Source organism: Pseudomonas sp. 008 (assembly GCF_016861935.1).
GTDB lineage: Bacteria > Pseudomonadota > Gammaproteobacteria > Pseudomonadales > Pseudomonadaceae > Aquipseudomonas.
In genome coordinates this window covers 285,624-310,209 of sequence record NZ_BOMA01000007.1, presented here as the reverse complement: position 1 = coordinate 310,209, position 24,586 = coordinate 285,624, and the positions used below count along the sequence as shown (strand labels likewise).

General features: G+C 59.6%; 17 protein-coding genes. 9 read left to right on the top strand and 8 right to left on the bottom strand.

Annotated features, from left to right (window positions below; translation table 11 throughout):
• Nucleotides 1-21: 21 nt before the first annotated feature.
• A complete protein-coding gene (locus JUI81_RS16985; protein ID WP_018926667.1) occupies nt 22-666 on the bottom strand; it encodes a TetR/AcrR family transcriptional regulator in 645 nt (214 codons plus the stop codon).
• A gap of 94 nt (nt 667-760) precedes the next feature.
• Here JUI81_RS16985 and JUI81_RS16980 point away from each other — a divergent pair, with 94 nt between their 5' ends.
• Both JUI81_RS16980 and JUI81_RS16975 read left to right on the top strand, forming a co-directional pair.
• Nucleotides 761-1,861, top strand: a complete 1,101-nt coding sequence (locus JUI81_RS16980; RefSeq protein ID WP_019581601.1) for an efflux RND transporter periplasmic adaptor subunit — start codon at nt 761-763, stop codon at nt 1,859-1,861.
• Between the two features lie 6 nt (nt 1,862-1,867).
• Nucleotides 1,868-4,939: an efflux RND transporter permease subunit gene (locus JUI81_RS16975; RefSeq protein ID WP_204124708.1), complete on the top strand. Its 3,072-nt coding sequence runs from the start codon at nt 1,868-1,870 to the stop codon at nt 4,937-4,939.
• Between the two features lie 145 nt (nt 4,940-5,084).
• On the opposite strand, the gene lon is transcribed toward JUI81_RS16975, so the two are convergent.
• The 5 genes from lon to JUI81_RS16950 form a co-directional block, all read right to left on the bottom strand.
• Nucleotides 5,085-7,502, bottom strand: coding sequence for an endopeptidase La (gene lon / locus JUI81_RS16970; protein ID WP_028939486.1), 2,418 nt, complete (start codon nt 7,500-7,502; stop codon nt 5,085-5,087).
• Nucleotides 7,503-7,780: 278 nt separating this feature from the next.
• Nucleotides 7,781-10,189, bottom strand: a complete 2,409-nt coding sequence (locus JUI81_RS16965; RefSeq protein ID WP_028939485.1) for a glucose/quinate/shikimate family membrane-bound PQQ-dependent dehydrogenase — start codon at nt 10,187-10,189, stop codon at nt 7,781-7,783.
• Between the two features lie 150 nt (nt 10,190-10,339).
• Complete coding sequence (locus tag JUI81_RS16960) at nt 10,340-11,722, bottom strand: carbohydrate porin (protein ID WP_019581596.1); 1,383 nt, start codon at nt 11,720-11,722, stop codon at nt 10,340-10,342.
• Between the two features lie 244 nt (nt 11,723-11,966).
• Nucleotides 11,967-13,205 (bottom strand): serine hydroxymethyltransferase, encoded by a 1,239-nt coding sequence (glyA, locus tag JUI81_RS16955; RefSeq protein ID WP_204124707.1) that lies wholly within the window; start codon nt 13,203-13,205, stop codon nt 11,967-11,969.
• A gap of 139 nt (nt 13,206-13,344) precedes the next feature.
• The gene (locus tag JUI81_RS16950) at nt 13,345-14,550 is read right to left on the bottom strand and encodes a benzoate/H(+) symporter BenE family transporter (RefSeq protein WP_019581594.1); all 1,206 of its coding nucleotides are present in this window, start codon (nt 14,548-14,550) and stop codon (nt 13,345-13,347) included.
• A 349-nt stretch (nt 14,551-14,899) separates the two neighbouring features.
• On the opposite strand from JUI81_RS16950, the gene JUI81_RS16945 reads away from it, so the two are divergent.
• The 3 genes from JUI81_RS16945 (at nt 14,900) to JUI81_RS16935 (ending at nt 17,326) form a co-directional block, all read left to right on the top strand.
• Nucleotides 14,900-16,288, top strand: coding sequence for a PLP-dependent aminotransferase family protein (locus tag JUI81_RS16945; RefSeq protein WP_028939484.1), 1,389 nt, complete (start codon nt 14,900-14,902; stop codon nt 16,286-16,288).
• 160 nt (nt 16,289-16,448) lie between these two features.
• Nucleotides 16,449-16,679: a VF530 family DNA-binding protein gene (locus JUI81_RS16940; RefSeq protein WP_018926655.1), complete on the top strand. Its 231-nt coding sequence runs from the start codon at nt 16,449-16,451 to the stop codon at nt 16,677-16,679.
• Nucleotides 16,680-16,681: 2 nt separating this feature from the next.
• Nucleotides 16,682-17,326: a Pr6Pr family membrane protein gene (locus JUI81_RS16935; RefSeq protein ID WP_028939482.1), complete on the top strand. Its 645-nt coding sequence runs from the start codon at nt 16,682-16,684 to the stop codon at nt 17,324-17,326.
• Between the two features lie 175 nt (nt 17,327-17,501).
• Here the strand turns inward: JUI81_RS16935 and JUI81_RS16930 are convergent, their stop codons facing one another.
• Both JUI81_RS16930 and JUI81_RS16925 read right to left on the bottom strand, forming a co-directional pair.
• Nucleotides 17,502-18,293, bottom strand: a complete 792-nt coding sequence (locus JUI81_RS16930; RefSeq protein WP_204124706.1) for a siderophore-interacting protein — start codon at nt 18,291-18,293, stop codon at nt 17,502-17,504.
• Nucleotides 18,290-18,871, bottom strand: a complete 582-nt coding sequence (locus JUI81_RS16925) for a PadR family transcriptional regulator (protein ID WP_204124705.1) — start codon at nt 18,869-18,871, stop codon at nt 18,290-18,292. Before JUI81_RS16925 ends, JUI81_RS16930 begins: the two co-directional genes overlap by 4 nt.
• 509 nt (nt 18,872-19,380) lie before the next feature.
• Between JUI81_RS16925 and JUI81_RS16920 the strand changes: the two genes are divergently transcribed.
• From JUI81_RS16920 to JUI81_RS16905, 4 genes are all read left to right on the top strand, one after another.
• Nucleotides 19,381-19,866, top strand: a complete 486-nt coding sequence (locus JUI81_RS16920) for a CS1 type fimbrial major subunit (protein ID WP_204124704.1) — start codon at nt 19,381-19,383, stop codon at nt 19,864-19,866.
• Between the two features lie 109 nt (nt 19,867-19,975).
• On the top strand, nt 19,976-22,498 hold the full coding sequence (locus JUI81_RS16915) for a CS1-pili formation C-terminal domain-containing protein (RefSeq protein WP_204124703.1): 2,523 nt from the start codon (nt 19,976-19,978) through the stop codon (nt 22,496-22,498).
• Between the two features lie 34 nt (nt 22,499-22,532).
• Entirely contained in the window at nt 22,533-23,798 is a 1,266-nt protein-coding gene (locus JUI81_RS16910) for a hypothetical protein (protein ID WP_204124702.1), read from the top strand.
• 43 nt (nt 23,799-23,841) lie between these two features.
• The gene (locus JUI81_RS16905; RefSeq protein ID WP_204124701.1) at nt 23,842-24,582 is read left to right on the top strand and encodes a molecular chaperone; all 741 of its coding nucleotides are present in this window, start codon (nt 23,842-23,844) and stop codon (nt 24,580-24,582) included.
• The last annotated feature ends 4 nt before the right edge of the window (nt 24,583-24,586 follow it).

Sequence of the window (24,586 nt, the reverse complement as noted above, 5' to 3'; positions counted from 1 at the left end):
TCCCACGCGTGGGAACGATCATCAGGCCGACTCCGGCCGATACGCCCGCATAAACAATCCCACCACTTCCTGCACATGGGCTTCGGCCGCATCCCCGGTTACCGGTTCGCCGCAGCCATACAGCAAGCGGAAATTCCCCGCGCCCTTGAGCAGGCAGAAGAAGTGCTCGGCGGCATTGCGCGGTTTGTCGATGCTCAACACGCCACTCTGATCGATCTTGCTCAGCAAACGCTCCATGCCATGCAGCACGCGTTCCGGCCCGGCCTCGAAGAAGATCTGTGCGAGTTTCGGGTCCTGGCTGCCCAGCGTCATCATCAGCCGGTGCAGGTTCACCGATTCGTCGCTGTTGATCAGTTGATGAAAGCCGTGTGCGATGTTCAGCAGCACGGTTTCCACGGCGACGCCGTCCGGCAATTCAAAAACCAGCGGAGGCAATTGCTCCTCGCATTTGGCCACGACAGCGGAGGAGAACAGGGTCTCCTTGTCGTTGAAATGGCTGTAGACCGTCAGCTTCGACACGCCGGCCTCAGTCGCTACGGCATCCATGCTGGTGTTGGCGTATCCCTTACTCAAAAACAGGATTTTCGCCGCGTCGAGGATTGCCCGGCGCTTGGCCAGATCCTTGGGACGGCCCGGACCGCTGGGGGTGGAAAGATTGTCTGACATTCTTCGCTTTTAATACTGGACTGGTGAGTTTGCTATTAATAACATACTGGTCAGTATAATTATTCCAAGCCCCATTAGCGAAAGGTCGTTCACCATGCTGCGCTTTGCCTTGCCCCTCGCGTTGCCGGTCAGTCTGGCTTTTTTATTGTCGGCATGTGGCCATGAAGAAGCCCCTCCGGTCAGCGTGCGCCCGGCCATGGTCGTGCAGCCAGAGCCCTCGGCGCAGGCAATGGAAAGTTATCCTGGTGAAGTCCGTGCGCGGTATGAGCCGGACCTTGCCTTCCGGATTGGCGGCAAAGTCAGCCGACGACTGGTCGAAGAAGGGCAGCGGGTCAAGGCTGACCAACCCCTGGCGGAACTCGATCCTCAGGACGTGCGCCTGCAACTGGAAGCCACCCGTGCCCAGGTCGCGGCTGCCGAAGCCAATCTGAACCTGGTGCGCGCCGAGCGTGATCGCTACAAGACCCTGATGGAGCGGCAGATGGTCAGCCGTTCGCAGTACGACAACGCGGAAAACCTCTACCGCTCCGGTGAGGCCCGCCTCAAGCAAATCAAAGCCGAATTCAACGTATCGACCAATCAGGCCAGTTACGCGGTGCTGCGTGCACCGCAGGATGGCGTGGTGGCCAAGCGTGCGGTTGAAGTCGGGCAAGTGGTGGCGGCCGGGCAAACCGTGTTTACCCTGGCCACCGATGGCGAGCGCGAAGTATTGATCAGCCTGCCGGAACAGAGCTTCGGCCGCTTCAAGGTCGGTCAGCCGGTCTCGGTGGAGCTCTGGACCCAACCCGATCAGCGTTTCCCTGGGCAGATCCGTGAGTTGTCGCCTGCCGCCGATCCCAAATCCCGTACTTTTGCCGCCCGTATCGCTTTTACCGCCGGCAAGGTTCCCGCCGAACTCGGCCAGAGCGCCCGGGTGTTCATCCAGACTGCCGAAGTGGTGCCGTTGTCAGTGCCGCTGTCGGCCCTCACCGCAGAAAACGGCGCCACCTACGTGTGGGTGGTCGGCGCCAACAACACCTTGAAAAAAGTTCCGGTGCGGGTCGGTGCATTTGGCGAGAAAACCGTGCCGGTACTCGAGGGACTGAACGCCAGCGACTGGGTGGTGGCGGCCGGTGTTCATGTGCTTCACGACGGGCAGCAAGTGCGCCCGGTGGATCGCTCCAATCGCGTGGTCAATCTGGCGCACAAGGAGTAATCCCCGATGGGTTTCAATCTATCCGAATGGGCGCTGCGTAACCGCCAGATCGTACTGTTCCTGATGCTCCTGCTGGCTGTGGTCGGGGCGTTGTCCTACACCAAGCTCGGCCAAAGCGAAGACCCGCCGTTCACCTTCAAGGCCATGGTAATTCGTACCAACTGGCCGGGGGCCACCGCCGAGGAAGTGGCGCGCCAGGTCACCGAGCGTATTGAAAAGAAACTGATGGAAACCGGCGAGTACGAACGTATCACCTCGTTCTCCCGCCCGGGCGAGTCCCAGGTGACGTTCATGGCGCGCGATTCCATGCATTCGGTGGATATCCCGGACCTCTGGTATCAGGTCCGCAAGAAAATCAGCGATATTCGCCAGACCCTGCCACCGGGTATCCAGGGCCCGTTTTTCAACGATGAGTTCGGCACCACGTTCGGCAACATCTACGCCTTGACCGGCGAGGGTTTTGATTACGCAGTGCTCAAGGATTACGCCGACCGCATCCAGATTCAGCTGCAACGGGTCAAGGATGTGGGCAAGGTTGACCTGCTCGGGTTGCAGGACGAGAAGGTCTGGATCGAACTCTCCAACGTTAAACTGGCCACCCTCGGGGTGCCGCTGGCGGCGGTGCAGCAGGCACTTGAAGAACAGAACGCGATGTCTACCGCCGGCTTCTTCGAAACCACCAGCGAGCGTTTGCAGCTACGGGTCTCGGGGAATTTTCAGACGGTCGACGAGATCAAGAACTTCCCGATCCGCGTCGCTGATCGCACGTTCCGCATCGGTGATGTGGCGAACGTTCGTCGTGGCTTCAACGATCCACCGGCGCCGCGCATGCGCTTCATGGCTGAAGACGCCATCGGTCTGGCCGTGGCCATGAAGGACGGTGGCGATATTCTGGTATTGGGCAAGGCGCTGGAAATCGAGTTCGCCCGGATCCAGCAAAACCTTCCGGCCGGCATGCAGTTGCGCAAAGTCTCCGATCAACCCGCCGCGGTGAAAACCGGTGTTGGCGAGTTCGTTCAGGTACTGGTGGAGGCCCTGGCGATTGTGTTGCTGGTGAGCTTCTTCTCCCTCGGCGTGCGCACCGGCATGGTCGTAGCGCTGGCGATACCGCTGGTGTTGGCGATGACGTTCGCCTGCATGTATTACTTAGGAATAGGCCTGCACAAGATTTCCCTCGGCGCGCTGGTGCTGGCGCTGGGCTTGCTGGTGGATGATGCGATCATCGCCGTGGAAATGATGGCGATCAAAATGGAGCAGGGCTTCGACCGGATCAAGGCCGCCAGCTATGCCTGGACCAGCACCGCGTTCCCGATGCTCACCGGTACGTTGATCACCGCCGCCGGTTTCCTGCCGATTGCCACCGCGCAATCGGGCACCGGCGAGTACACCCGATCGATCTTTCAGGTGGTGACCATCGCGCTACTGGCGTCGTGGGTGGCCGCCGTGGTTTTTGTGCCTTATCTGGGGGAGAAACTTCTGCCGGACCTGGCGAAAATTCACGCCGCCAAACACGGCACTGGCGACGGCCAACCCGACCCTTACGGCACGCCGTTCTATCAGCGCGTCAGACGGCTGGTGGAGTGGTGCGTGCGCCGACGCAAAACGGTGATCGTGCTGACCATCGTGATGTTCGTCGCGTCCGTGGTGCTGTTCCGTTTCGTGCCGCAGCAATTCTTCCCGGCATCGGGGCGACTGGAATTGATGGTTGATCTGAAACTCGCCGAAGGTGCCTCCCTGAGCAACACCGCCGAGGAGGTCAAGCGTCTCGAAGGCCTGCTCAAGGATCACGCCGGGATCGACAACTATGTGGCTTATGTCGGCACCGGTTCGCCGCGTTTCTACCTGCCGCTGGACCAGCAACTTCCGGCCGCAAGCTTTGCGCAATTTGTTGTCCTGGCCAAAACCATCGAAGACCGCGAAGCCCTGCGCACCTGGCTGATCGAAACCCTCAATGAACAATTCCCGGCCCTGCGCTCGCGGGTCACGCGTCTGGAAAACGGCCCGCCGGTTGGTTATCCGGTGCAGTTCCGGGTCACCGGTGAACACATTGCGGACGTCCGCGCCCTGGCGCGTAAAGTCGCGGCCAAGGTTCGCGAGAATCCACACGTGGCCAACGTGCATCTGGACTGGGAAGAGCCGAGCAAAGTCGTGTACCTGAACGTCGATCAGGACCGCGCGCGGGCGCTGGGCGTGAGCACGGCGAACCTCTCGGGATTCCTGCGAAGCTCGCTGACCGGCTCCAGTGTCAGCCAGTACCGCGAAGACAACGAATTGATCGAGATCCTGCTGCGCGGCACGGTGCATGAGCGCACTGAGCTGGCGTTGCTGCCGAGTCTGGCCGTGCCGACCGACAACGGTCGCAGCGTGGCGCTGTCGCAGATTGCCACGCTGGAATACGGCTTCGAAGAAGGCATCATCTGGCACCGTAACCGCCTGCCCAACGTGACGGTTCGCGCCGACATCTACGGCAAGGAACAACCGGCGACACTGGTGCAGCAAATCATGCCGACCCTCGATCCGATCCGCGCCGAACTGCCGGACGGCTATCTGCTGGAAGTCGGCGGTACGGTGGAAGACTCGGCCCGTGGGCAGAACTCGGTGAAGGCCGGGGTGCCGCTGTTCATCGTGGTGGTGCTGACGTTGCTGATGCTGCAACTGCGCAGTTTTTCACGCACTGCCATGGTGTTTCTGACAGCGCCGCTGGGGTTGATCGGGGTGACGTTGTTTCTGATGGTGTTCCGTCAGCCGTTTGGTTTCGTCGCCATGCTCGGGACCATCGCGCTGTCCGGGATGATCATGCGTAACTCGGTGATTCTGGTGGATCAGATCGAGCAGGACATCGCTGCCGGGCTCAAGCCCTGGCAGGCGATCATCGAGGCGACGGTGCGACGTTTCCGGCCGATTGTGTTGACCGCGCTGGCGGCGGTGCTGGCGATGATTCCATTATCGCGCAGTGTGTTTTTCGGGCCGATGGCGGTGGCGATCATGGGCGGGCTGATTGTGGCGACGGCGTTGACGTTGCTGTTCTTGCCGGCGTTGTATGCGGCTTGGTTCAGAGTGAAAAAAGAACCGGTTTGATCCTGGCGGCCTCGACCTCGTGGTTTGGTTCACCGCATTCCCTTGTAGATGACATAAATGAAAAGCCCGCTGACCCATTAAAAGGTCAGCGGGCTTTTTGTTGTGTCTGATTATTCCCAACACATGGAAACGATCAGGTTACGGCTCAGAACAATATCTTCGCCACATCCGCAAAGCGCTTGGCAAAGTGCACGGTAATGCCTTCCTTCAGGTAGTCCGGCAACTCCTCGAAGTTACCGCGGTTCGGCTCCGGCAAAATCAGTTCATTGATCTTCTGCCGACGCGCCGCGATGACTTTTTCGCGCACGCCGCCAATCGGCAGCACATGCCCGGTCAGCGTCAGTTCACCGGTCATGGCCACGCCTTTTTTCGGTGGCTGGTTGCGGGCGAGGGAGAGCAGGGCGCTGGCCATGGTCACGCCGGCGCTCGGGCCGTCTTTCGGTGTTGCGCCTTCCGGTACGTGGAGGTGGACGAAGGCTTCATCGAAGAACGTCGGGTCACCGCCGAATTGCTTCAGATGGGAGCTGACGTAGCTGTAGGCGATTTCCGCCGACTCTTTCATCACGTCCCCCAGTTGCCCGGTGAGTTTGAAGCCTCGGTTGAGGGTGTGGATGCGCGTGGCTTCGATCGGCAGGGTCGCGCCGCCCATGCTGGTCCAGGCCAGCCCGGTGATCACGCCGACGCCGGACAGCACTTGCTCGTTGCGGAACACCGGGCGGCCGAGTGAGGCTTCCAGGTCTTTGGGGCCGAGTTTGATGACGGCTTTCGGTTCGTCGAGCAGTTTCATCACCGCTTTGCGCACCAGTTTGCCGAGGTTTTTCTCTAGCTGACGGACTCCGGCCTCACGGGCATAGCCGTCGATCAAGGCCCTCAATGCAGTGTCGCTAATGCTCAAGTTGCCTTTGGGTACGCCAGCCTTTTCCAGCTGTTTCGGCCACAGGTGACGCTTGGCGATGGCGACTTTTTCTTCGGTGATGTAACCCGACAGGCGAATCACTTCCATCCGGTCCAGCAATGGACCGGGGATCGAGTCCAGGGTGTTGGCGGTGCAGACGAATAGCACTTTCGACAGGTCCAGGCGCAAGTCCAGATAATGGTCGAGGAATTCGACGTTCTGTTCCGGGTCGAGGGTTTCCAGCAGCGCCGAGGCAGGGTCGCCCTGGTAGCTCTGGCCCATCTTGTCGATCTCGTCGAGCATGATCACCGGGTTCATCACTTCGACGTCTTTCAACGCCTGCACGAGCTTGCCCGGTTGTGCGCCGATGTAGGTACGGCGATGGCCCTTGATCTCGGCTTCGTCGCGCATGCCGCCGAGGCTGAAGCGATAGAACGGCCGCCCCAGGGATTCGGCGATGGATTTACCGACGCTGGTCTTGCCCACGCCCGGCGGGCCCACCAGCAAGACGATGGAGCCGCTGATCTCGCCTTTATAGGCACCGACTGCGAGGAACTCGAGGATGCGATCCTTGATGTCGTCGAGGCCGGCGTGGTGTTTGTCCAGCACCTTGCGCGCATGCTTGAGGTCGAGTTTGTCCTCGCCATACACGCCCCACGGCACCGAAGTCGCCCAATCGAGGTAGTTGCGGGTCACCGCGTATTCCGGCGATCCGGTTTCGAGGATCGACAGTTTGTTCATTTCCTCAACGATGCGTTTCTGCGCCTGGGGCGACAACACCTTGCCCGTCAGGCGTTGCTCGAACTGTTCGATGTCGGCGCTGCGATCGTCCTTGGTCAACCCCAGCTCTTGCTGGATGACCTTGAGTTGTTCCTTGAGGAAGAATTCGCGCTGATGTTCGCCAATCTTGCGGTTAACTTCAGCGGAAATCTCTTTCTGCAAGCGCGCGACTTCGACTTCCTTGCGCAGCATCGGCAGGACTTTTTCCATGCGCTTGAGCATCGGCACGCAGTCGAGCACTTCTTGCAACTCGCTGCCCGTGGCCGAGGTCAGGGCGGCGGCGAAGTCGGTCAGGGGCGACGGATCGTTGGGGCTGAAGCGGTTGAGGTAGTTTTTCAACTCTTCGCTGTACAGCGGGTTCAGCGGCAGCAGCTCCTTGATCGCATTGATCAGCGCCATGCCGTAGGCCTTGACCTCGTCGGTCGGCTCGGTGGGCTGGTGCGGGTATTCGACTTCCACCAGGTACGGTGGGCGATGGTGCTTGAGCCAGGTTTTGATGCGCACCCGGGTCAGGCCCTGGGCGACGAATTGCAGTTTGCCGTTTTCGCGGCTGGCATGATGGACTTTGACCAGCGTGCCGTATTCCGGCAGGGCTTTGGTATCGAAATGGCGCGGGTTGTCCTGGGGGGCGTCCATGAAGAACAGGGCCAGGGAATGGTGGTCGGACTGGCTCACCAGTTCGAGAGTCTCGGCCCACGGCTCTTCGTTGACGATCACCGGCAGCACTTGCGCCGGGAAGAAAGGCCGGTTGTGGATCGGGATGATGTAGACCTTGTCCGGCAGGTTCTGGCCAGGCAGGGTAAGGCCTTTGCCGGGTGCATGGTGTTCGGCGTTGTCTGTTTCTGCGTATTCGCTCGGGTCTTCGGGGAATTCTTGCTGGTCGGTCATGGGGCACCTGCGCAATAGGGTATGGATCTTAGATGGGGCAGGTGGGGGGTGGTTTCAATGGCCCTGGCTATTTCAGAGTGTGTGTTCAGGGTTTTGACAGGTCTTGGATCTCCAAAGGGCCCCGCACTACTGTAGGACCAAGCCTGTGGTGAGGGGGCTTGCCCCCTCGCCACAGTTCGCTCCTACAGGGATTTTGGGGATGGCGGGGATTGCAGCGCCCACAAAAAAAGGCGACGCCCCTCACAGGGCGTCGCCTTTGTTTCAACTGCCGCTACCGCTTATTCCGACAGTTTGTACGCAATCACATAGTCACCTTGCTTGGTGCCCAGCGAGCCGTGACCACCCGCAACAACGAGCACGTATTGCTTGCCGTCCTTGCCGGTGTAGGTCATCGGTGTGGTTTGCGCGCCGGCCGGCAGGCGGCCTTCCCACAGCTGCTTGCCGTTTTTCACGTCGTAGGCGCGCAGGTACTGGTCGAGGGTGCCGCTCAGGAAGGCCACGCCACCGGCGGTGGTGAAGGTCCCGCCCAGGCTCGGTACGCCCATGCTCAGAGGAATCGGAACCGGCGAACTGTCGCGCACGGTGCCGTTCTTGTGCTTCCAGATGGTTTTGTGGGTGGTCAGGTCGACCGCCGCCACGTAACCCCACGCCGGTGCCTGGCACGGCAGGCCCATTGGCGACAGCAGGGCTTCGAGGATCACGCCGTATGGCGCGCCTTTGTTGGGCTGTACGCCTTGGGTTTCGCTGACGCGAGGGCCTTGTTTGGCGATTTCGGCGGCCGGGATCAGTTTCGATTTGAACGCCATGTAGCTCGGGTTCACGAAAGCAATCTGACGCACCGGGTCAACCGACATGCCGCCCCAGTCGAACACGCCGAAGTTACCCGGATAAACGATCGAGCCTTGCAGCGATGGCGGGGTGAACATGCCGTCGTAACGCAGGGATTTGAAGTCGATCCGGCACAGCATCTGATCGAACGGGGTCACGCCCCACATGTCGCGTTCCTTGAGGGTCGGCGGCACGAAGTTCAGGTCGGACATCGGTTGGGTCGGCGAAGTGTGGTCGCCTTCCACCGCGCCTTGCGGCACCGGGATCTCATTGATCGGCACGATCGGTTGGCCGTTGCTGCGGTCCAGCACGTAGATGCTGCCTTGCTTGGTGGACGCGAGCACCGCCGGTTTTACACCGTCTGCGGTTTTCAGGTCCATCAGGGTTGGCTGGCCACCGACGTCCATGTCCCACAGGTCATGGTGAGTGAACTGGAAGTGCCAGCGCACTTTGCCGGTGGCGATGTCCAGCGCGGTCAGGCCGGCGGAATGCAGTTCCGATTCAGGGGTACGCGCGCCACCGAACTGATCCGGGGTCTGGTTGCCCATCGGCAGGTACAGCATGCCGAGTTTTTCGTCGACGGCGAACATGGACCACATGTTCGGCGAGTTGCGGGTGTAGACCTTGCCTTCGGCAATCGGCGTGGTGTCGTCCGGATTGCCGCTGTCCCAGTTCCACACCAGTTTGCCGGTGTGCACGTCGAACGCGCGGATCACGCCGCTTGGCTCGTCGGTGGAAACGTTGTCGGTGACGTGGCCGCCAATCACCACCAGGTCTTTGGTGACCGCCGGTGGCGAAGTGGAGTAGTAACCACCAGGGGTGAAGCCGCCGATGTTGGCGGTCAGGTCGACCTGGCCACCGTTACCGAAGTCTTCGCACATTTTGCCAGTGTCGGCATTCAGGGCGATCAGCCGGGTGTCGGCGGTCGGCAGGAAGATCCGGCGCGGGCAGACGCTGGTCACTGGCGCGTTGGCAGTGCCGGTCGGGCTCTGCTCGGTCGCGTAGGCGGCATCATCGTGATAGGTCACGCCACGGCAGGTCATGTGCGCCCAACCCTTGAAGTTCGCCGCGTTCTGCGTGGAGAGCTTCGGATCGAAACGCCAGATTTCCTTGCCAGTGTCCGGGTCCAGCGCGATCACCTGGCTGTGCGGCGTGCAGACATAGAGCATGCCGTTGGCTTTGAGCGGGGTGTTTTCGGCGGTGGTTTCACCTGGATCGTTCGGGCCAGGCAGGTCTCCGGTGCGGAAAGTCCAGGCGGGAACCAGTTTGCTGACGTTCTGCGGGGTGATTTGCGCCAGTGGCGAGTAGCGATCGCCATGGGCACTGCGGCCGTAGGAGTTCCAGTCGCCATCCGGCATGGCCGGGGCGGTGTTGCTCATGCCAGGCACGGCGTCACGGTCCAGTTGGCCTTTGATTTCACCAGGGTTGGTGAACAGGCTGGCTAGCGCGGCGACACCGGCGATGACCACGGCGGCACTCAGCACACCGGTGCCGACCGGGTTGAAGTCGCCGCGACGCAACGGGCGACGAAACCATGGCAGCAGCATGACGATGCCGAGGGTAAAGAGCAGCGCCAGACGTGGCACCAGTTGCCACCAGTCCAGACCGACTTCCCACAGTGCCCAGACGGTACTGGCGAACAGCACCACCGCGTACACGCTCAGCGCCGCATAACGGTCGGCCAGCAGCAGCCCACCGGCCACCATCAGGCCGATACCGGCCAGCAGGTAATACAGCGAGCCGCCGAGCATGCTCAGCTTGATCCCCCCGGCCAGCAAGGCCAGGCCCATTAGTAGAAGCAGAATGCCGAGCAGGGTCGGCAATAAACGGCTTCGACTCAAAGCACCATCAGTGCTCATAGTGTGGTTCTCCGTGACGTTTTAAGTAGTCCCGCGCAAGTTCACTGTAGATGACGATCTGGCGCGGGCAGGGTTCATCGAAAAAGTGTTTGGTTGATGCGGTCCCTGTGGGAGCAGGCTTGCCCGCTCCCACAGGTTTTATGCGTTTAATCAGAACGATGACTGGATCTTGATCCCGCCAATCAGCGCGTCATCGACCTTGTCCACGCCACCGGGGTGGCGGATGTATTGCAGGTTCGGGCGCACGGTCAGCCAGTTGGTGACGTGCACGCCGTAATAGAGCTCGCTGCTGTATTCGGTGTCTTGCGGGGGCAGGAACGACGGATCGTCGAAGTCCTGGACGGCGCGGGCCTGGTTGGTGGCCTCGGCGTTCTTGCGGTAGGCCGGGTTGACGTGGACACGGGCCAGCGCGAAGCCGATATCGTCCTTGGCGCGGGCATCGAACAGGCCTTTGTAGACGACGCCGGCCTGGACATAGTTGTCGATGGCGTTGGTCTTCTTGTCGTGCATCGTGGCGTTGGCGAACACACTCAGGCCGCGTGAATTGTCGCTGGCGCGGCTGGTCAGTTGCTGCTGAATACCGAGCCATACGCCATGCTTGCTCGATGCACTGCGGTAAGCCTCGCCGCTCAGGGCGGCCGGCTGGCCATTGCTGTCCTTATAGACGTCGCTGGCCTTGGCGCTGCTGTAGTAGTAACCAGCGCGGTATTCACCCGGCAGGCCATTGAGTTTCGGGGTCCAGACCAGCTCCACCGGCAGGATTGCGCCCTGAGTGCCGCTGCCGCTGAGCTTGAAACCGTTGTCACGATCCAGATTGGACGGGTTTTGCTCGTAAGCCCCGACTTGCGCGTAAAGCTCTGGCGTCAGGTGATATTTGACGCGCATGGCCCACTGGCTGACCGGCCAGTTGTACCAGATGCCACCGACCCAGTTACCGACCTGGGAGCCGCAGAACGCCAGGTTCTGGAAGTCGCAGGGGAAGCTGTTGAAGTCTTCACCCTCGCCAAAGCGGCCGACCTTGATGTCGAGCTTCTGGTCGAAGAATTTCTGCTGATACCACATCTGCGTCAGGCGCCAGGTCTGGCCACGGCCCCAGACTTCCTGCGCCGAGGTGAAACCGCCGACCCGCGGGTCGTTGATCCGGTCGTTGCTGATGTTGTTGCCGTTGCGTTCGGTGATGGTCAGCTGAAATTCAGCGTCGTCCCAACCCAGAATCTTCTGCAAGTCCAGGTGAGTGCCCAAGGCAAACTGATCGCTGTAGCGTGCGGTACGGTCATGGTCGTAGCCACCGTGCAGGTTGCTGCCCATTTCGCCGGTGTAATCGACTTTGAAGTCGTAGCCTTTTTCCGAAAGTTCGGTGCGAGTGCCGTTCCAGTCACCCAGCATCCATGGCGAGTCGCTATCGAAGGCTGGCGCGGCCTGGGTGCAAGTGGCAAGGCCCAGCGCGGTGAACCCGCTGATCAGCTTCAGGGCTTTTCGGCTGGACACAGCGGGTGAGACAGCGCTGTCTCGCGGAGTTTGAAAATCAGGCATAGAGAAGGAATTCTTGATCTTTTTCTAAAGGGGATGCGCTGAACGCAGCAGGAATGCAGCAGGGGAGAAGCGTTTCAGCAGGACGGGCGTAAGGATAATGTTCTGTAACACATTGAGAAAGGGCTTTTACTGACATGGATCATTTCGGATTTGGTAACAGTCGGCTGCGACCGGTCGCCGCAGTGCCAGGTGGCGCAAAAAAAAAGGCGGACAGAATAGTCCGCCTCGCTATGTTTCAGGGCCGTTAATTCAACAGATAGACCGGGAAGCATTCACACAAATGCATCACCCGTCGACGGACATTGTCCAGCAGCGCCGCATTGGTCGGTTGCTCAAGCAGGTCGGCAATCAGGTTGGCCACTTCGGCGCATTCGGCTTCACCGAAGCCCCGCGTGGTCAGGGCGGGTGTGCCAATGCGGATGCCGCTGGTGATTGCAGGTTTTTGCGGATCGTCGGGGATCGCGTTCTTGTTCAAGGTGATGTGGGCGCTCTCGAGCAACGCCTCGGCATCTTTTCCGGTGATGTTCTTGGCGCGCAGATCGAGCAGGAACATGTGGCAGTCGGTGCCCCCTGACACCACCCGCAGGCCGCGTCGAGTAAGGATATCCGCCATGGTCCTGGCGTTGTCGATGACGCGTTGCTGATAGTGCTTGAAGTCATCACCGAGGGCTTCGTTGAACGCTACGGCCTTGGCGGCGATGACGTGCATCAGAGGTCCACCCTGATAGACCGGGAATATCGTCTTGTCGAGCAACGCCGCATGTTCGCGTTTGGCCAGGATCAGACCGCCCCGTGGGCCGCGCAGCGTTTTATGAGTGGTCGAGGTGACGAAGTCGGCAATGCCAACCGGCGAGGGGTACAGGCCGGCTGCGATGAGTCCTGCGTAGTGCGCCATGTCGACCATCAGGTACGCCCCGACTTCATCGCAGATGTTGCGAAAACGCTGGAAGTCGATGGTCCTGGAATACGCCGAGGCACCGGCAATGATCATTTTCGGCCGGTGTTCCCGGGCCAGGGCTTCCATCTCGGCGTAGTCGAGGGTTTCGCTGTTTTTTTCCAGGCCGTAAGAATAGGCGGTGTAGAACTTGCCGGAGAAGTTTACCGAGGCGCCATGGGTCAAGTGGCCGCCATCGGCCAGGGACATTCCCAGAATCGTGTCGCCAGGGTTGAGCACAGCGAGAAACACGGCCTGGTTGGCCTGGGAGCCGGAGTGCGGCTGGACGTTGGCGTATTCGCTACCAAACAGTTTGCAGGCACGTTCGATGGCGAGGCTTTCAATCTCGTCGACCACTTTACAGCCACCGTAATAGCGCTTGCCTGGGTAGCCTTCGGCGTACTTGTTGGTCAGCACCGAACCTTGGGCTTCCAGCACCTCTTCGCTGACGTAGTTTTCCGAGGCGATCAACTCCAGGTGGGTTTCCTGGCGATTGCGTTCGCGACCGATCAGGCGAGCGAGGGTGGGGTCTAGATTCTGCAGGCTCATGGAGGGCATTCCTTTAAATAAGTGCCTCAGCCAAGGGGCTGGCGCGTGATACGGCAGCACCCGTGACTGGCATTTGCTGGTGTCGGAAAGAAAAATGGACGTGTCTTTCAGACCCTGCCCGTGAAGTCGTAACGAACGGTCATGGTCGGCTGCCCTCGGCGACGGTGCCGGCTTTGCTTTCCCGGGTGTAGGTCAGTACGAAATGTGCCACGAGCCCGAAGATCAGCCCCCAGAATGCCGCGGCCAGCCCCAGGAAACTCATGCCCGAGGCGGTGACCAGGAAGGTGATCAGCGCCGCTTCACGTTGTTTCTCGTCAGCCATGGCGCCGGTCAGCCCGGCGCTGATCGCCCCGAACAGGGCCAGGCCGGCGAGGGAGGCGATCAGCTCTTTGGGCAAGGCAGAAAATACCGAAGCGAGGGTCGCGCCAAAGATGCCCATCAGAATGTAGAACACCCCGCAGGCGATCCCGGCGATGTAGCGCTTGTCGCGATCCTCATGGGCTTCGCGGCCGGTGCAGATAGCGGCGGTGATGGCCGCCAGGTTTAAGCCATGGGAGCCGAATGGCGCCATCAAAATCGAGCCGATGGCCGTGACCGAAATGATCGAGCGCGCAGGCGTGTTGTAGCCCGAGGTGCGCAACACCGCCATGCCCGGCACGTACTGCCCGGTCAGGGTGACGAGGGCCAGCGGCAGGCCGATATTGATGATCGCGTGCCAGCTCCACTGCGGGGCGATGAAGATCGGGTGAGCGAGATCGATGGTGATCGAACCGGTGTTGAGTGCACCGAACGAGGCGGCCACGGCGCAGCCGACAATCAATACCGACAGGATGGCGTAGCGCGGTGAAAAGCGCTTAAACAGCAGGTACGCCGCGATCATTGACAGCACCAGGCTCGGCTGCAGCTTGATCGAGGTGAACAGTTCGGCGCCGAAACGAAACAGGATGCCGGCGAGCATGGCGGCGGCGATAGCTTTTGGCAGGCGACTCATCAGTTTGTCGAACGCGCCGGACAAGCCGACCACCGCGATAATCACCGAAGCCACCACATAGGCGCCGATGGCCTCGGGCAGGGAGACCGTGGGCAGCATCGACACCAGCAACGCCGCACCCGGTGTCGACCATGCCGTAATCACCGGAATCCTCAAACGCCAGCTCAATAACAGACCGGTAATGCCGCTGCCGATGGATATGGCCCAGATCCAGGACGACACTTGATCGTTGGGCAGGTGCGCTTCCCGGGCCGCCTGAAACACGATGATCAGCGGGCCGGCATAGGAAATGATCACGGCGATGAAGCCTGCAATGACCGCTGACAGGGATAGATCCTTTCTGAGAGTGTCCATGATGTCTCGACTTGGCGTGGCGGGCACGCGGTGATTCAGAATTGAGATTGAGTCGATTGCTTCGATTCGAGATGAGTGTATTTGAATGAATTGAGTTGATTCAATAGATGAGTAGGTTGTTGCGAGATGCTTTTTTGTTATCAAGGTGTATTTTGTCGGATTTAATCTTAATAACTAATTGATTTGTAAATATATTTTGTGGTTTTAAAATATTTTTCGTGAAAGATGCTTTTCGATTCATTCGCCGAGTCAATCGACTCAATTTATTGATTGAGTCCATTTATTAGTTGCCTGACCTCCCTGTGATATGCTCGGATATTCATCATTTCTACGATGGTAGCGGTCATTCATGTGGGTTCCTCAGCTAAGCGAGTTCAACCAGCCGATGTATTTGTCGATTGCCGACGCGTTGGCGCGCGATATCAGCAACGGCGTGTTGAACGAAGGTGATCGTCTGCCGACCCTGCGGGAGCTGGCCACCACGCTGAATGTCACGCCCGGTACCATCAGCCGTGCCTACAGCGAAGCCCATCGGCGGCGTCTGGTGCAGGGGGAAGTAGGGCGCGGCACTTATGTGCTCAACCAGAAACAGTTGGAACTGCCGGCCAGCAACAGTGCCGTCTCGCTGAATCTTGGGCAGTCTGAGTTACTGGACCTTTCGATCATCAAGCCTTACAGCGAAACCCTGGAATACTGGTTGCGCGGAGCCTTGGTGGGCATGGCCAAAAGCACGGATTTTGCCGATGCCCTCGATTACGCCCCCGATGGCGGACATCCGGCTCATCGCGAGGCGGGCGCGCAATGGCTGCGCCATTCGTTGCCCGATGCGCAATGGCAGCAAGTGGTGATCACCGCCGGCGCACAGCATGGTTTGATGGTCGCAATGAGTGCGCTGACCAACGCCGGTGATCTGGTGCTCTGCGAGGAGCTCTGCTACCCCGGCATCATTTCCCTGGCCCACGGCCTGGAACGACGTCTGCGTGGCGTACCAATGGACGATGAAGGGATCATTCCCGAAGCGCTGCGTGAGCTGTGCCAGCGTGAGAAACCGGCGATGCTGGTCTGCGTGGCGACGTGCCAGAACCCAACGGCGGCGATCATGTCGCAAAAACGTCGGGCGCAAATCGCGGCGTTGGCCGAGGAGTTCGACTTCATCATCCTGGACGATGACATCTACGGTTTTCTGGCCACCGACCCGTCGATCAAACCGTTGTCGGCGTTTGCCCCGGATCGTTCGGTGTACCTGACCAGTCTGTCGAAGTCGGTCATGCCGGCCTTGCGGATTGGCTATCTCTACAGCCCGCCGAAACTGCTGTCGCGCCTGACCTCCATGGTGCGCAGCAGCGTCTGGATGCCGTCGCCATTGACCGCTCAGTTGGCCAGCAATGTGATCACCGAGGGGTTGGATAAAAAGCTGATCCGTATTCAGCGCAACGAAGCCGCCGGGCGGCAGGCGATCGCTCAGGAAATCTTCGCCAATTTCGAGCTCAAGACTCAGCCGTATGCCTACCACGTCTGGTTGACATTGCCCGAACCCTGGACCAGCGACGAATTCACCATGCTGGCCCGTGCCAACGGTGTGCTGGTCCTCAGCGGTACCCAGTTCCAGGCCGAACGTAGTGGCATTACGCGCTGCGTGCGACTGGTGTTGATGTCGCCCACCAGCCAGGACGAATTGCGGTTTGCCCTGACCAAGCTGGCCAGCCTGATCGATTCGGACCCGCGTCGTTATTACTGAGCCGGGCGCTATCTCCTGACGTTTGTCCCTCGGATGATGGCCAACTCGCCTACAGTTAATTCAGCCTCTGACGAATGCCTCTGTCCGGAGCCCTTCCACCGGACGAAAGCCTCCGTTAAGGTGCGCGGCTTCCCATCCTTTCATCGTTCGAAGGCCCGGCATGACCGAACACAACCCTGATCCCCTGCACGGCGTGACGCTGGAGCAAATCCTCAACGCCCTGGTTGCGCACTACGAATGGTCGGGGCTGGCCGAGCGTATCGATATCCGCTGCTTCAAGAGCGATCCGAGCATCAAGTCGAGCCTGACATTCCTGCGCAAAACTCCGTGGGCGCGGGAGAAGGTCGAGCGTCTGTACGTGAAGCTGATGCGCACCAAGCGCCCGGTCTGAGCATGGTCAAATCCTCGACCGCGAGGCGTCGTTGTGTGGCCGTGGCGGCGATTCTGGGCTGGGCGGGCTTGAGCATTCAGATGTACCTGATTCTCTATGCCCGCTGGAGTATCGCGGCCAGTCTGCTGGGTGGGCTGGTGAGTTTTTTCAGCTTTTTCACCGTGCTGACCAACACGCTGGTGGCGGTGGTGCTGACCTGCGAACTGACGTCCCGCGAGTCAGCGGCGCGACGCTGGTTTTTGCAGCCGTGGGTCAGCAGCGCAATTGCGGTGAGTATCGCGGTGGTCGGCGTGGCGTACAGCCTGTTGTTGCGCCATTTATGGCATCCCGAAGGCTGGCAATGGCTGGCCGATGAGTTGATGCATGACGTCATGCCGCTGCTGTTCCTGGTTTATTGGTGGTTTTGTGTACCCAAGGGGACGTTGCGGCTGCGGCACATTGCGTTGTGGGTGATTTATCCGCTGGTGTACTTCGGCTATGTGCTTTGGCGTGGGCATCTGCTGGCGACTTATCCCTATCCGTTCATTGATGTCGACAAACTGGGTTATCCACAGGTGTTCGTGAACGCCGGGGGATTGCTGGCGGGGTTTGTGCTGATTTCACTGCTGGTGATCGGGTTGGATCGGTGGCGCACGGATCGCAAGTGAACACTGACTGTGGCGAGGGAGCTTTTGTGGCGAGGGGGCTTGCGCCCGTTCGGCTGCGAAGCAGTCGCAAAATCAGCAAATACGCTGTGCCGGTTAAAACTCCGTTGCAGGTTTTAGCGCCGCTGCGCGACGCAACGGGGGCAAGCCCCCTCGCCACAGAAAGCATGCACAGCGTTTATTCCTCGTCGCTGTCCTCCAGCCGCCAGTAGCCGACAGCCTTCACAAACTGCTCGTCCAGCCCGTGCTCATCGAGCAATACCCGGCGGATCTGCCGCGACACTTTGGTTTCGGTCGCCACCCACGCGTACAGATTGCCGGCGGGCACTTTGATCTGTTGCACGGTGGTCAGCAGGTTGTTTCTGCCTCCTTCGCGCAGCACCCAGATCACATCGACTTGCGCGGCGCTTTCCAGGCGTTGTTGTTCGGCGCCGTTTTCCACTTCCACGATCACCAGTGCACGCCGATTGGCGGCCAGGCCTTCGAGGCGGCGGGCGATGGCGGGCAGGGCGGTTTCGTCACCGATCAGCAGGTAGCTGTCGAAGATGTCCGGCACGATCATCGAGCCACGCGGCCCGCCGATGTGCAGGAACTGGCCGGGTTTGGCCTGCTCGGCCCAGGTTGAGGCAGGGCCGTCGCCGTGCAGCACGAAGTCGATGTCCAGTTCCAGCGTCTCCAGGTCGTAACGACGTGGCGTGTAGTCGCGCATTGCGGGCATCGGCCCGTTGTCCTTGCCGGCGCCGAGTACCAGGGTTTCCAGCGCTGCCTGTTCCGCTGCGTTTTGTGGGAACAGCAGTTTGACGTGGTCATCCGTGCCGAGGCTGATGAAGCCTGCGAGTTCCGGGCCGCCCAGGGTAATCCTGCGCATGCGCGGCGTCAGGTCGACCACCCGCAGCACTTGTAGACGACGGCGTTTGATCTCGTGGCTGACACGGTGAATGGTTTGGGATGGCACGATAACGTCGGTCATTCGACTTTCTCCGAAACGGGTTGAACGGCGGGGCCGCCGACGATGGCTTTGGCCGTGTTGTTGAGCAGGTCGCGCACCCGCAGGATTTCTTCCGGGCTCCAGCGACCATGGTGCATTTGCAAGGCATGACGCAGGTTGTGCACCGCTTCATGGATCTCGGCCGGGCGGTCCTGGCCGCGCAATGAGCGTTTGCTGACTTCGATGCGCATGCGCACACCGTCCAGGGCAATCGCCTGCTCGCTTAATGACAGACGTCCGGCGTCGGTGATGCTGTAGCGTTTTTTGCCACCCTCGGCGTCGCCCAGGATCAATTCGCTTTCTTCAAGGAAGGTCAGGGTCGGGTAGATCACGCCAGGGCTGGGGCTGTAGGCGCCGTCGAACATGCTTTCGATCTGGCGGATCAGGTCATAGCCGTGGCAGGGCTGCTCGGCGATCAGCGCCAGTAGAAGCAATTTCAGGTCGCCAGGGGCGAATACGCGAGGTCCGCGTCCACCGCGTTCGCGGCCTGGGCCTGGGCGTTTTTCGAAGCCGTCGCGGCCGTCGCCGTGTTCGCGGTGGGGGGAATGATGGTCTCTCATTTTTGCTTTCTCTCGTCGTGTTTAGATACAACTTAAGATATATCTTATTGAGAGAGCAAGCCAACAGGACCAACGGTCGTTGCCCGAGGGGGGCATCGCGGCGGGCTTCAGTGCGGCATGGGACATGTCGTTTTGTCGCTTGTTGTTTTAGAGTGTTTGATCTAAATGTGCGTAACTAACAGCGAATGATTTTTAATAGTTGCGCCTAAGTAGTCCCTCTCTTACAGGAAATGTATTTAACTAATCTGTGTGCTTTTTCTAATAAAACTGTTTGTAGTATGTTTCTGTCGGTTGGACGTTTTAAATATTGATTTTACGGGTTTTTTCTACCGGGTTGTGGGCAGTTGTTACTACATGCTCTTCGGAAGTTACGTACTTACTTTCTCAGCGGATTGGTTGATCATTCTCTTCGTCGAAAGTTGAGCCAGATTGCCTCTATATCAAGACGGTAATACGGGCGACTCATGCTTTCCACGGACCAATCCTTTGAAATTAACAGGTACTTAATAATGTTCAAGAAGTTTGCAGTCGCCGTTCCGATGACCCTCCTGGCCCTGAGTTCTTCGGTGGCGTTCGCTGCGGAGGAGATACGCTCGTCCATCAACATCAGCGCTAATATCCCCACCTGGCAATTCCACGCCCAACCGGTGAATCCTGACTTCGGTAAAGATGAAAAAATGTCCTGGAACGTGGTAACCGAGAGCTTGGCCCCGCTGCGTGCGACTTACGACATTCGTCACTCTCTCGGCTCGGTCAATGCTTATGTGGAAGGTGGTCCGCAACCCCTGCACAACGGCAAAGACTTCCTCGCGCTGACCTACGTCTTCAACGGCGTCACCTTGACCGGTACTTCCAAAGAAGTGGTCGGCGATATCGAATCCAACGCCGGCATGCGGGCTGATCTGGTGATTAGCGCCGCCCTGCCGGGCAGCACTCAGACAGGTGTTTACACGGCCAATCCAGTCGTGGTTTTCGATGCCGTTCCGCGCATCTAAGTCAGCCATGACTTAAGGCTCAGCCTTATTCGTTAGCACTTACCGATCGATGGGTAGCCACTGCCTGTCGATCGGGTTTCAACGCACTTATCTTCAGAGTATTTCGTTCATGTTCCCGATGACTCCCATCGCGACGGCGCTTGCCCTATGTTTTTGTGCAACCGCCCTGGCCGCGCCAGCGGATAACGGCCACACACCTCGAAGTTTGCTTGCGCAAGCCAAGGGTTTACCGAGCGACTTCGAAGAACACTTCTTTGATGTACCGCTGGCGGTGCGCGTGGAACTTGATCAACAGTTTCTCGGTGAGGCGATGGTCGTATTAACCCGCGATGATCGAATCACCTTGGTTGACTTCAATGATGTCAGCGACAGCACCATCAAGCCCAGCGAACGCGACATCTGGGCCAACCATCTGAAACAAGGCGTGGCGCTGGGCGCCTGCCAGGCCAACTGCCCCGAACAACTGTTGGCCGTGCACTACAGCCTCGAAAACTCGCTGGTGTCGATCCTCACGGAAAACGCCGAACGGGATGATCAGGTGCAGCAGTATTACAACCTGCCCGAAGGCGGCAGCACTGGCTTGATCGTGCGCAACCAATTGAACCTCAATGGCGGCCAGAACCAGGACCTCGGTGGTCGTTACGGTCTGGAAGCCAGCAGCAGCCTGGGCAACTGGACCCAAGCGGTCAATATGCAGTTGTCGCGCCTGGGCGGTGTCGACAGCCAGACTTATCACGCCGTGCATGAGCTTTTCACCCAGCGTGAATTGCAGGGCAACTTTGTGCGCCTGGGCTATTTCACGCCCAACTCCGAAGGCCTGACCCGTCAGCCGCGTACATTTGGCGCCAGCCCCGATACCGCGTTGGGTGTCATGTATGGCAGCTCCGACAGCCTGGCGATCAACAATCCGAAACCGGCGGTTTATCCGATCTATGTCACGGCCAATCGACAGGGTTCTGTGGAGATATATCGCGACGGTTTGCTGATCAACACTCAGGCCGTCCCGGCAGGGTTGCAGACCCTCGATACGCGTCCGTTACCTGGCGGTATTTATGAAGTGGAAGTGCGCCTGATCGAAGACGGCCAGATCACCTCCAGCAGCCTGGAGCTGGTCTACAAACCGAACAATTGGCGCAATCATGACGAGCGCTGGCGCTACAACCTGTTCGCCGGTCGCGAATCCAAATTGCTCAGCAACTGGGAAGAGCAGGCCGACGGCGACATAACCGCCGGTGCCGCCTTCAACTTCCTGTGGCACCCGCGTGTGATCCTCGGCCTGACAGGGCGGCAGGTGCGCGACTCGCTGCAATACGGTACGTCGGTTGACTGGGCAATCGTCAACAACGCCAGCCTTTTCGCCAACGTCTACAAGACCGAAGACTACGGCACCGGCCTTGATGTGCAGGGACTCTATTCTTATGGCAGCGGCAGCCTCGTCGCCAGCCATAACCGCAGCTGGCTCGACACCACTCGGCTGTACGACACCTTGCCCGACGGCACGCGGGTGCAACAGCGCAACGTATTCATCGGGCAAACCAGTAACTCGTCGTTATCGGTAAACCACCGGCTTACCAGCAAAAGTTCGGCTAACGTCCGGGTGTCCCACAGCGAAGGCAACACCAATGGGACGGGCGTGGATCTGGGATGGAGCCAACGCACTCGACTTTTCGGCAGCGATGCCAACTGGCGCCTGTCGCTGTTCGACCGTCCGGGCAGCTTCAGCTCGGGCAATGATCGCAATCGCGGCCTCGACCTGAGTGTGAACATCGCGCTGGGCGGCCCGGGAGAGCAGTGGTCCGGCAGCATCGGCACCCGCACCGATCGCGACGGCGGGCGCGACAACAATGCCTCGCTCACCTACCGCAAAGACTTGCAGGATCACCTGCTGCAGAGCGTCTCGGCCACGGCGATCACCGACACCTATGGCATCGGTTTGAACGCGATGGCGTCGATGCAATCGGACCTGGCCAACGGTGACGGGTTTATCCAGCGCTCGTCGTTCAACAACGACCTCACCGGCGGTTTGAACCTGGACAGCACCGTGGCCGTCGGCGGACAAAAAATGGCCGTGACCAGCCAATACCACCGCAATGGTGCCGGCATGATCATCGATGTCGAATCGGACATCGACGGCATTATCCTGCGCGCCGACGATTTGAGTGGTGGCAGTGCGGTGCTCAAACCCGGGCGCAATTTTGTGCCGATCACGGCTTACAAAAGCAGTTCGGTCAGTTTCGATTTCGAGGGCACCGACGTCCCCGCCGCGACCATTCAACCGGCCCGTTCCAGCTATCACCTGAACAAGGGCGGCGTGGGCTATCGGCAGATTCGCGTGATGCAAACCCTCACCGTGCTCGGTCGCCTGATCGACCCTCAGGGCAATCCGCTCAAGGGCCACCACATCATCAACCACGCCAGTCGTGGGGTGAGTGAGGTGGACGGTTTCTTCTCGATGGAAATGAACGCCGGTTCACCGACCCTGGAAGTGCGCCACGGCAATCAGTTGCTGTGTCAGTTCCGGCTGGACCCGAGCCAGGGGCGAACGGAAAACAATGTGTTGATGATCGGGGATTTGCGCTGCACTCCAGACACGTTGGCGGATGTGGGTGATGCCGCGCAGAGCGCCGGTTGATGTGTGTTGTGCAATCTCTGGAGTCCATAAATCGATGAATGTTTCGACTGTTTTCCCATGGCGCACGCTAGTGGCTCTTTTCATCGGGGCCTGTCTGGTTGCGGCAAGCTTCCAGGCCGTCGCCGTCGTGCTTCCGATTACGGCCACTTTCAACCCTGACCCAAGCAACCCGCAGAAAAACGAGTTCAAGAACACCACGCCCAATGTTGGGTTTTGTTGGGCTTACCCCGCCATCTGCAAAAGTTACGGCATATTCAGTTTGCGCTCTCACGTGAAAGTTGGAGTCCAGGGCGCGATCCAGCCCAACAATGAGGACGTACGAAAAGGCGCGATGATCAAGACGCCCGCCGCCTGGCGAGCGTTGACGGTGTTGAACCGCGAGACCGGAGAGTCCGCCACGGTCGAGGTGCGCATTGCCGGGATGGGTGGCGTTTACAGGCTCAGCGATTCCGTGATGGAGCTGACAGGGGAAACGGAGTATGTCAGGGCGCATACGGCCTTGTGGGGAAGCGACTGGCGAACAGCGCCAAGGCCGTGCGTGGCCATCGGCACCACAACCTATTACGGTCACACCGGTTTTCAATTCTTCTGGCTGACGCCTGAAGAAACGGTGTGTGGCAAGCAGGCCAAATTCCTTATTCCCGGATTTGGTTACGAGTCTCTGGACTTTACTTACGAACTGCGCACGCCGGATCCGCTGAAGATGTCCACGGGTGTCTATCAGGGCACGCAGGTTTATTCGATCGGCCCGGGCGGCGACTTCGATCTGGGCGATGTCGTCGCGCCCTCGGACAACATCATTCAGCTCGACTTCACCCTGACCGTCGAACACACCCTCAAAGTCGAGATACCCCCCGGCGGCAATCGGGTCGAGCTGTTACCGCAAGGCGGCTGGCAAGCCTGGTTGCAGCAGGGGCGCAGACCCACGCGCCTGTTCCGCGACCAGACCTTCAATATCACGGCCAGTTCGCGCTTCAAGATGAACCTGGAGTGTGAATACATCCAGGACGGCAAGACCTGCTCGTTACGCGAGCCGGTGTCCGGTCACATCGTGCCCCTGAACGTCAGCGTCAGTCTGCCTCGCGGTTTGAGCGACGCCAATGGCCTCGCTGTCGAACGGCGCCCCCTGCTGCGTGACGGCAGCGGTACCGGATTATTTCAACCGGCTTTCTATGTGGAGCGAAGACAGGGAACGCTGCACTTCGAGATTCCTCCCGACGAAGTCGCGCAAATGATAAGGCCCGAGCGACAACGGCAGTACTCCGGGAATGTGACGGTGATCTGGGATTCAGACATCTAGCGGGCCGCCCTTTGCAGCATTCAATTCAACGAGGTTCAGTACGATGAAACACCTGTTGGCACTGTTTGGTTTTTATCTTTTCGCGCAACTGGCTCACGCGGCACCGAGCATCAATATCGGGACCGTTTACGACTATCTGGATGGCGACAAAAGTACCTACTTGAAGCGCGTATTCAATGGCGGCGACAGCACGGCCTTCGTCAAGGTCAACATCCTTGAAATCCTCTATGAAGCCGATGGCACCTCGCGCGAAGTGCCGCTCAAGACCCAGGCCGACGGCAATGCCCGGGATGGCTTGATGGCCAGTCCCGCACGGCTGATCGTGCCGGCCAACGGCATGCAGGGCACACGGTTGCTGTACATGGGTGAGCGCGATCGAGAGCGCTACTTCCGGGTGCGTTTCGTGCCGGTCGTACCGGAGAAGGAAGACGAATTCGCCGTCTCCAGCGAAGAGCGCGAAGACTACAAAAAGTCCCTGTCCGCCGGGGTCACCGTGCTGGCAGGTTACGGCGCGGTGTTTTTCGTGCGGCCCAAGGAAACGCGCTTCGACAGCGCAATCGAGAACGAGTCGGGCAACTACCGGATCCGCAACAACGGCAACACGGTGGTGGTGATCGACGAGTTCAAGGATTGCTCGATCAAGAACGAGCAGGACTGCCAGCCAACGACCAAGCATCACATTCTGGCCGGTCGCACGTTTCAGTTCGAAAAGCAGGCCGGTCGCGAGTACCACTTCACCTTGGTCGAAGGTGAGAGCGGCAAAAAAATCGACGTGAAGGGCTGACCCG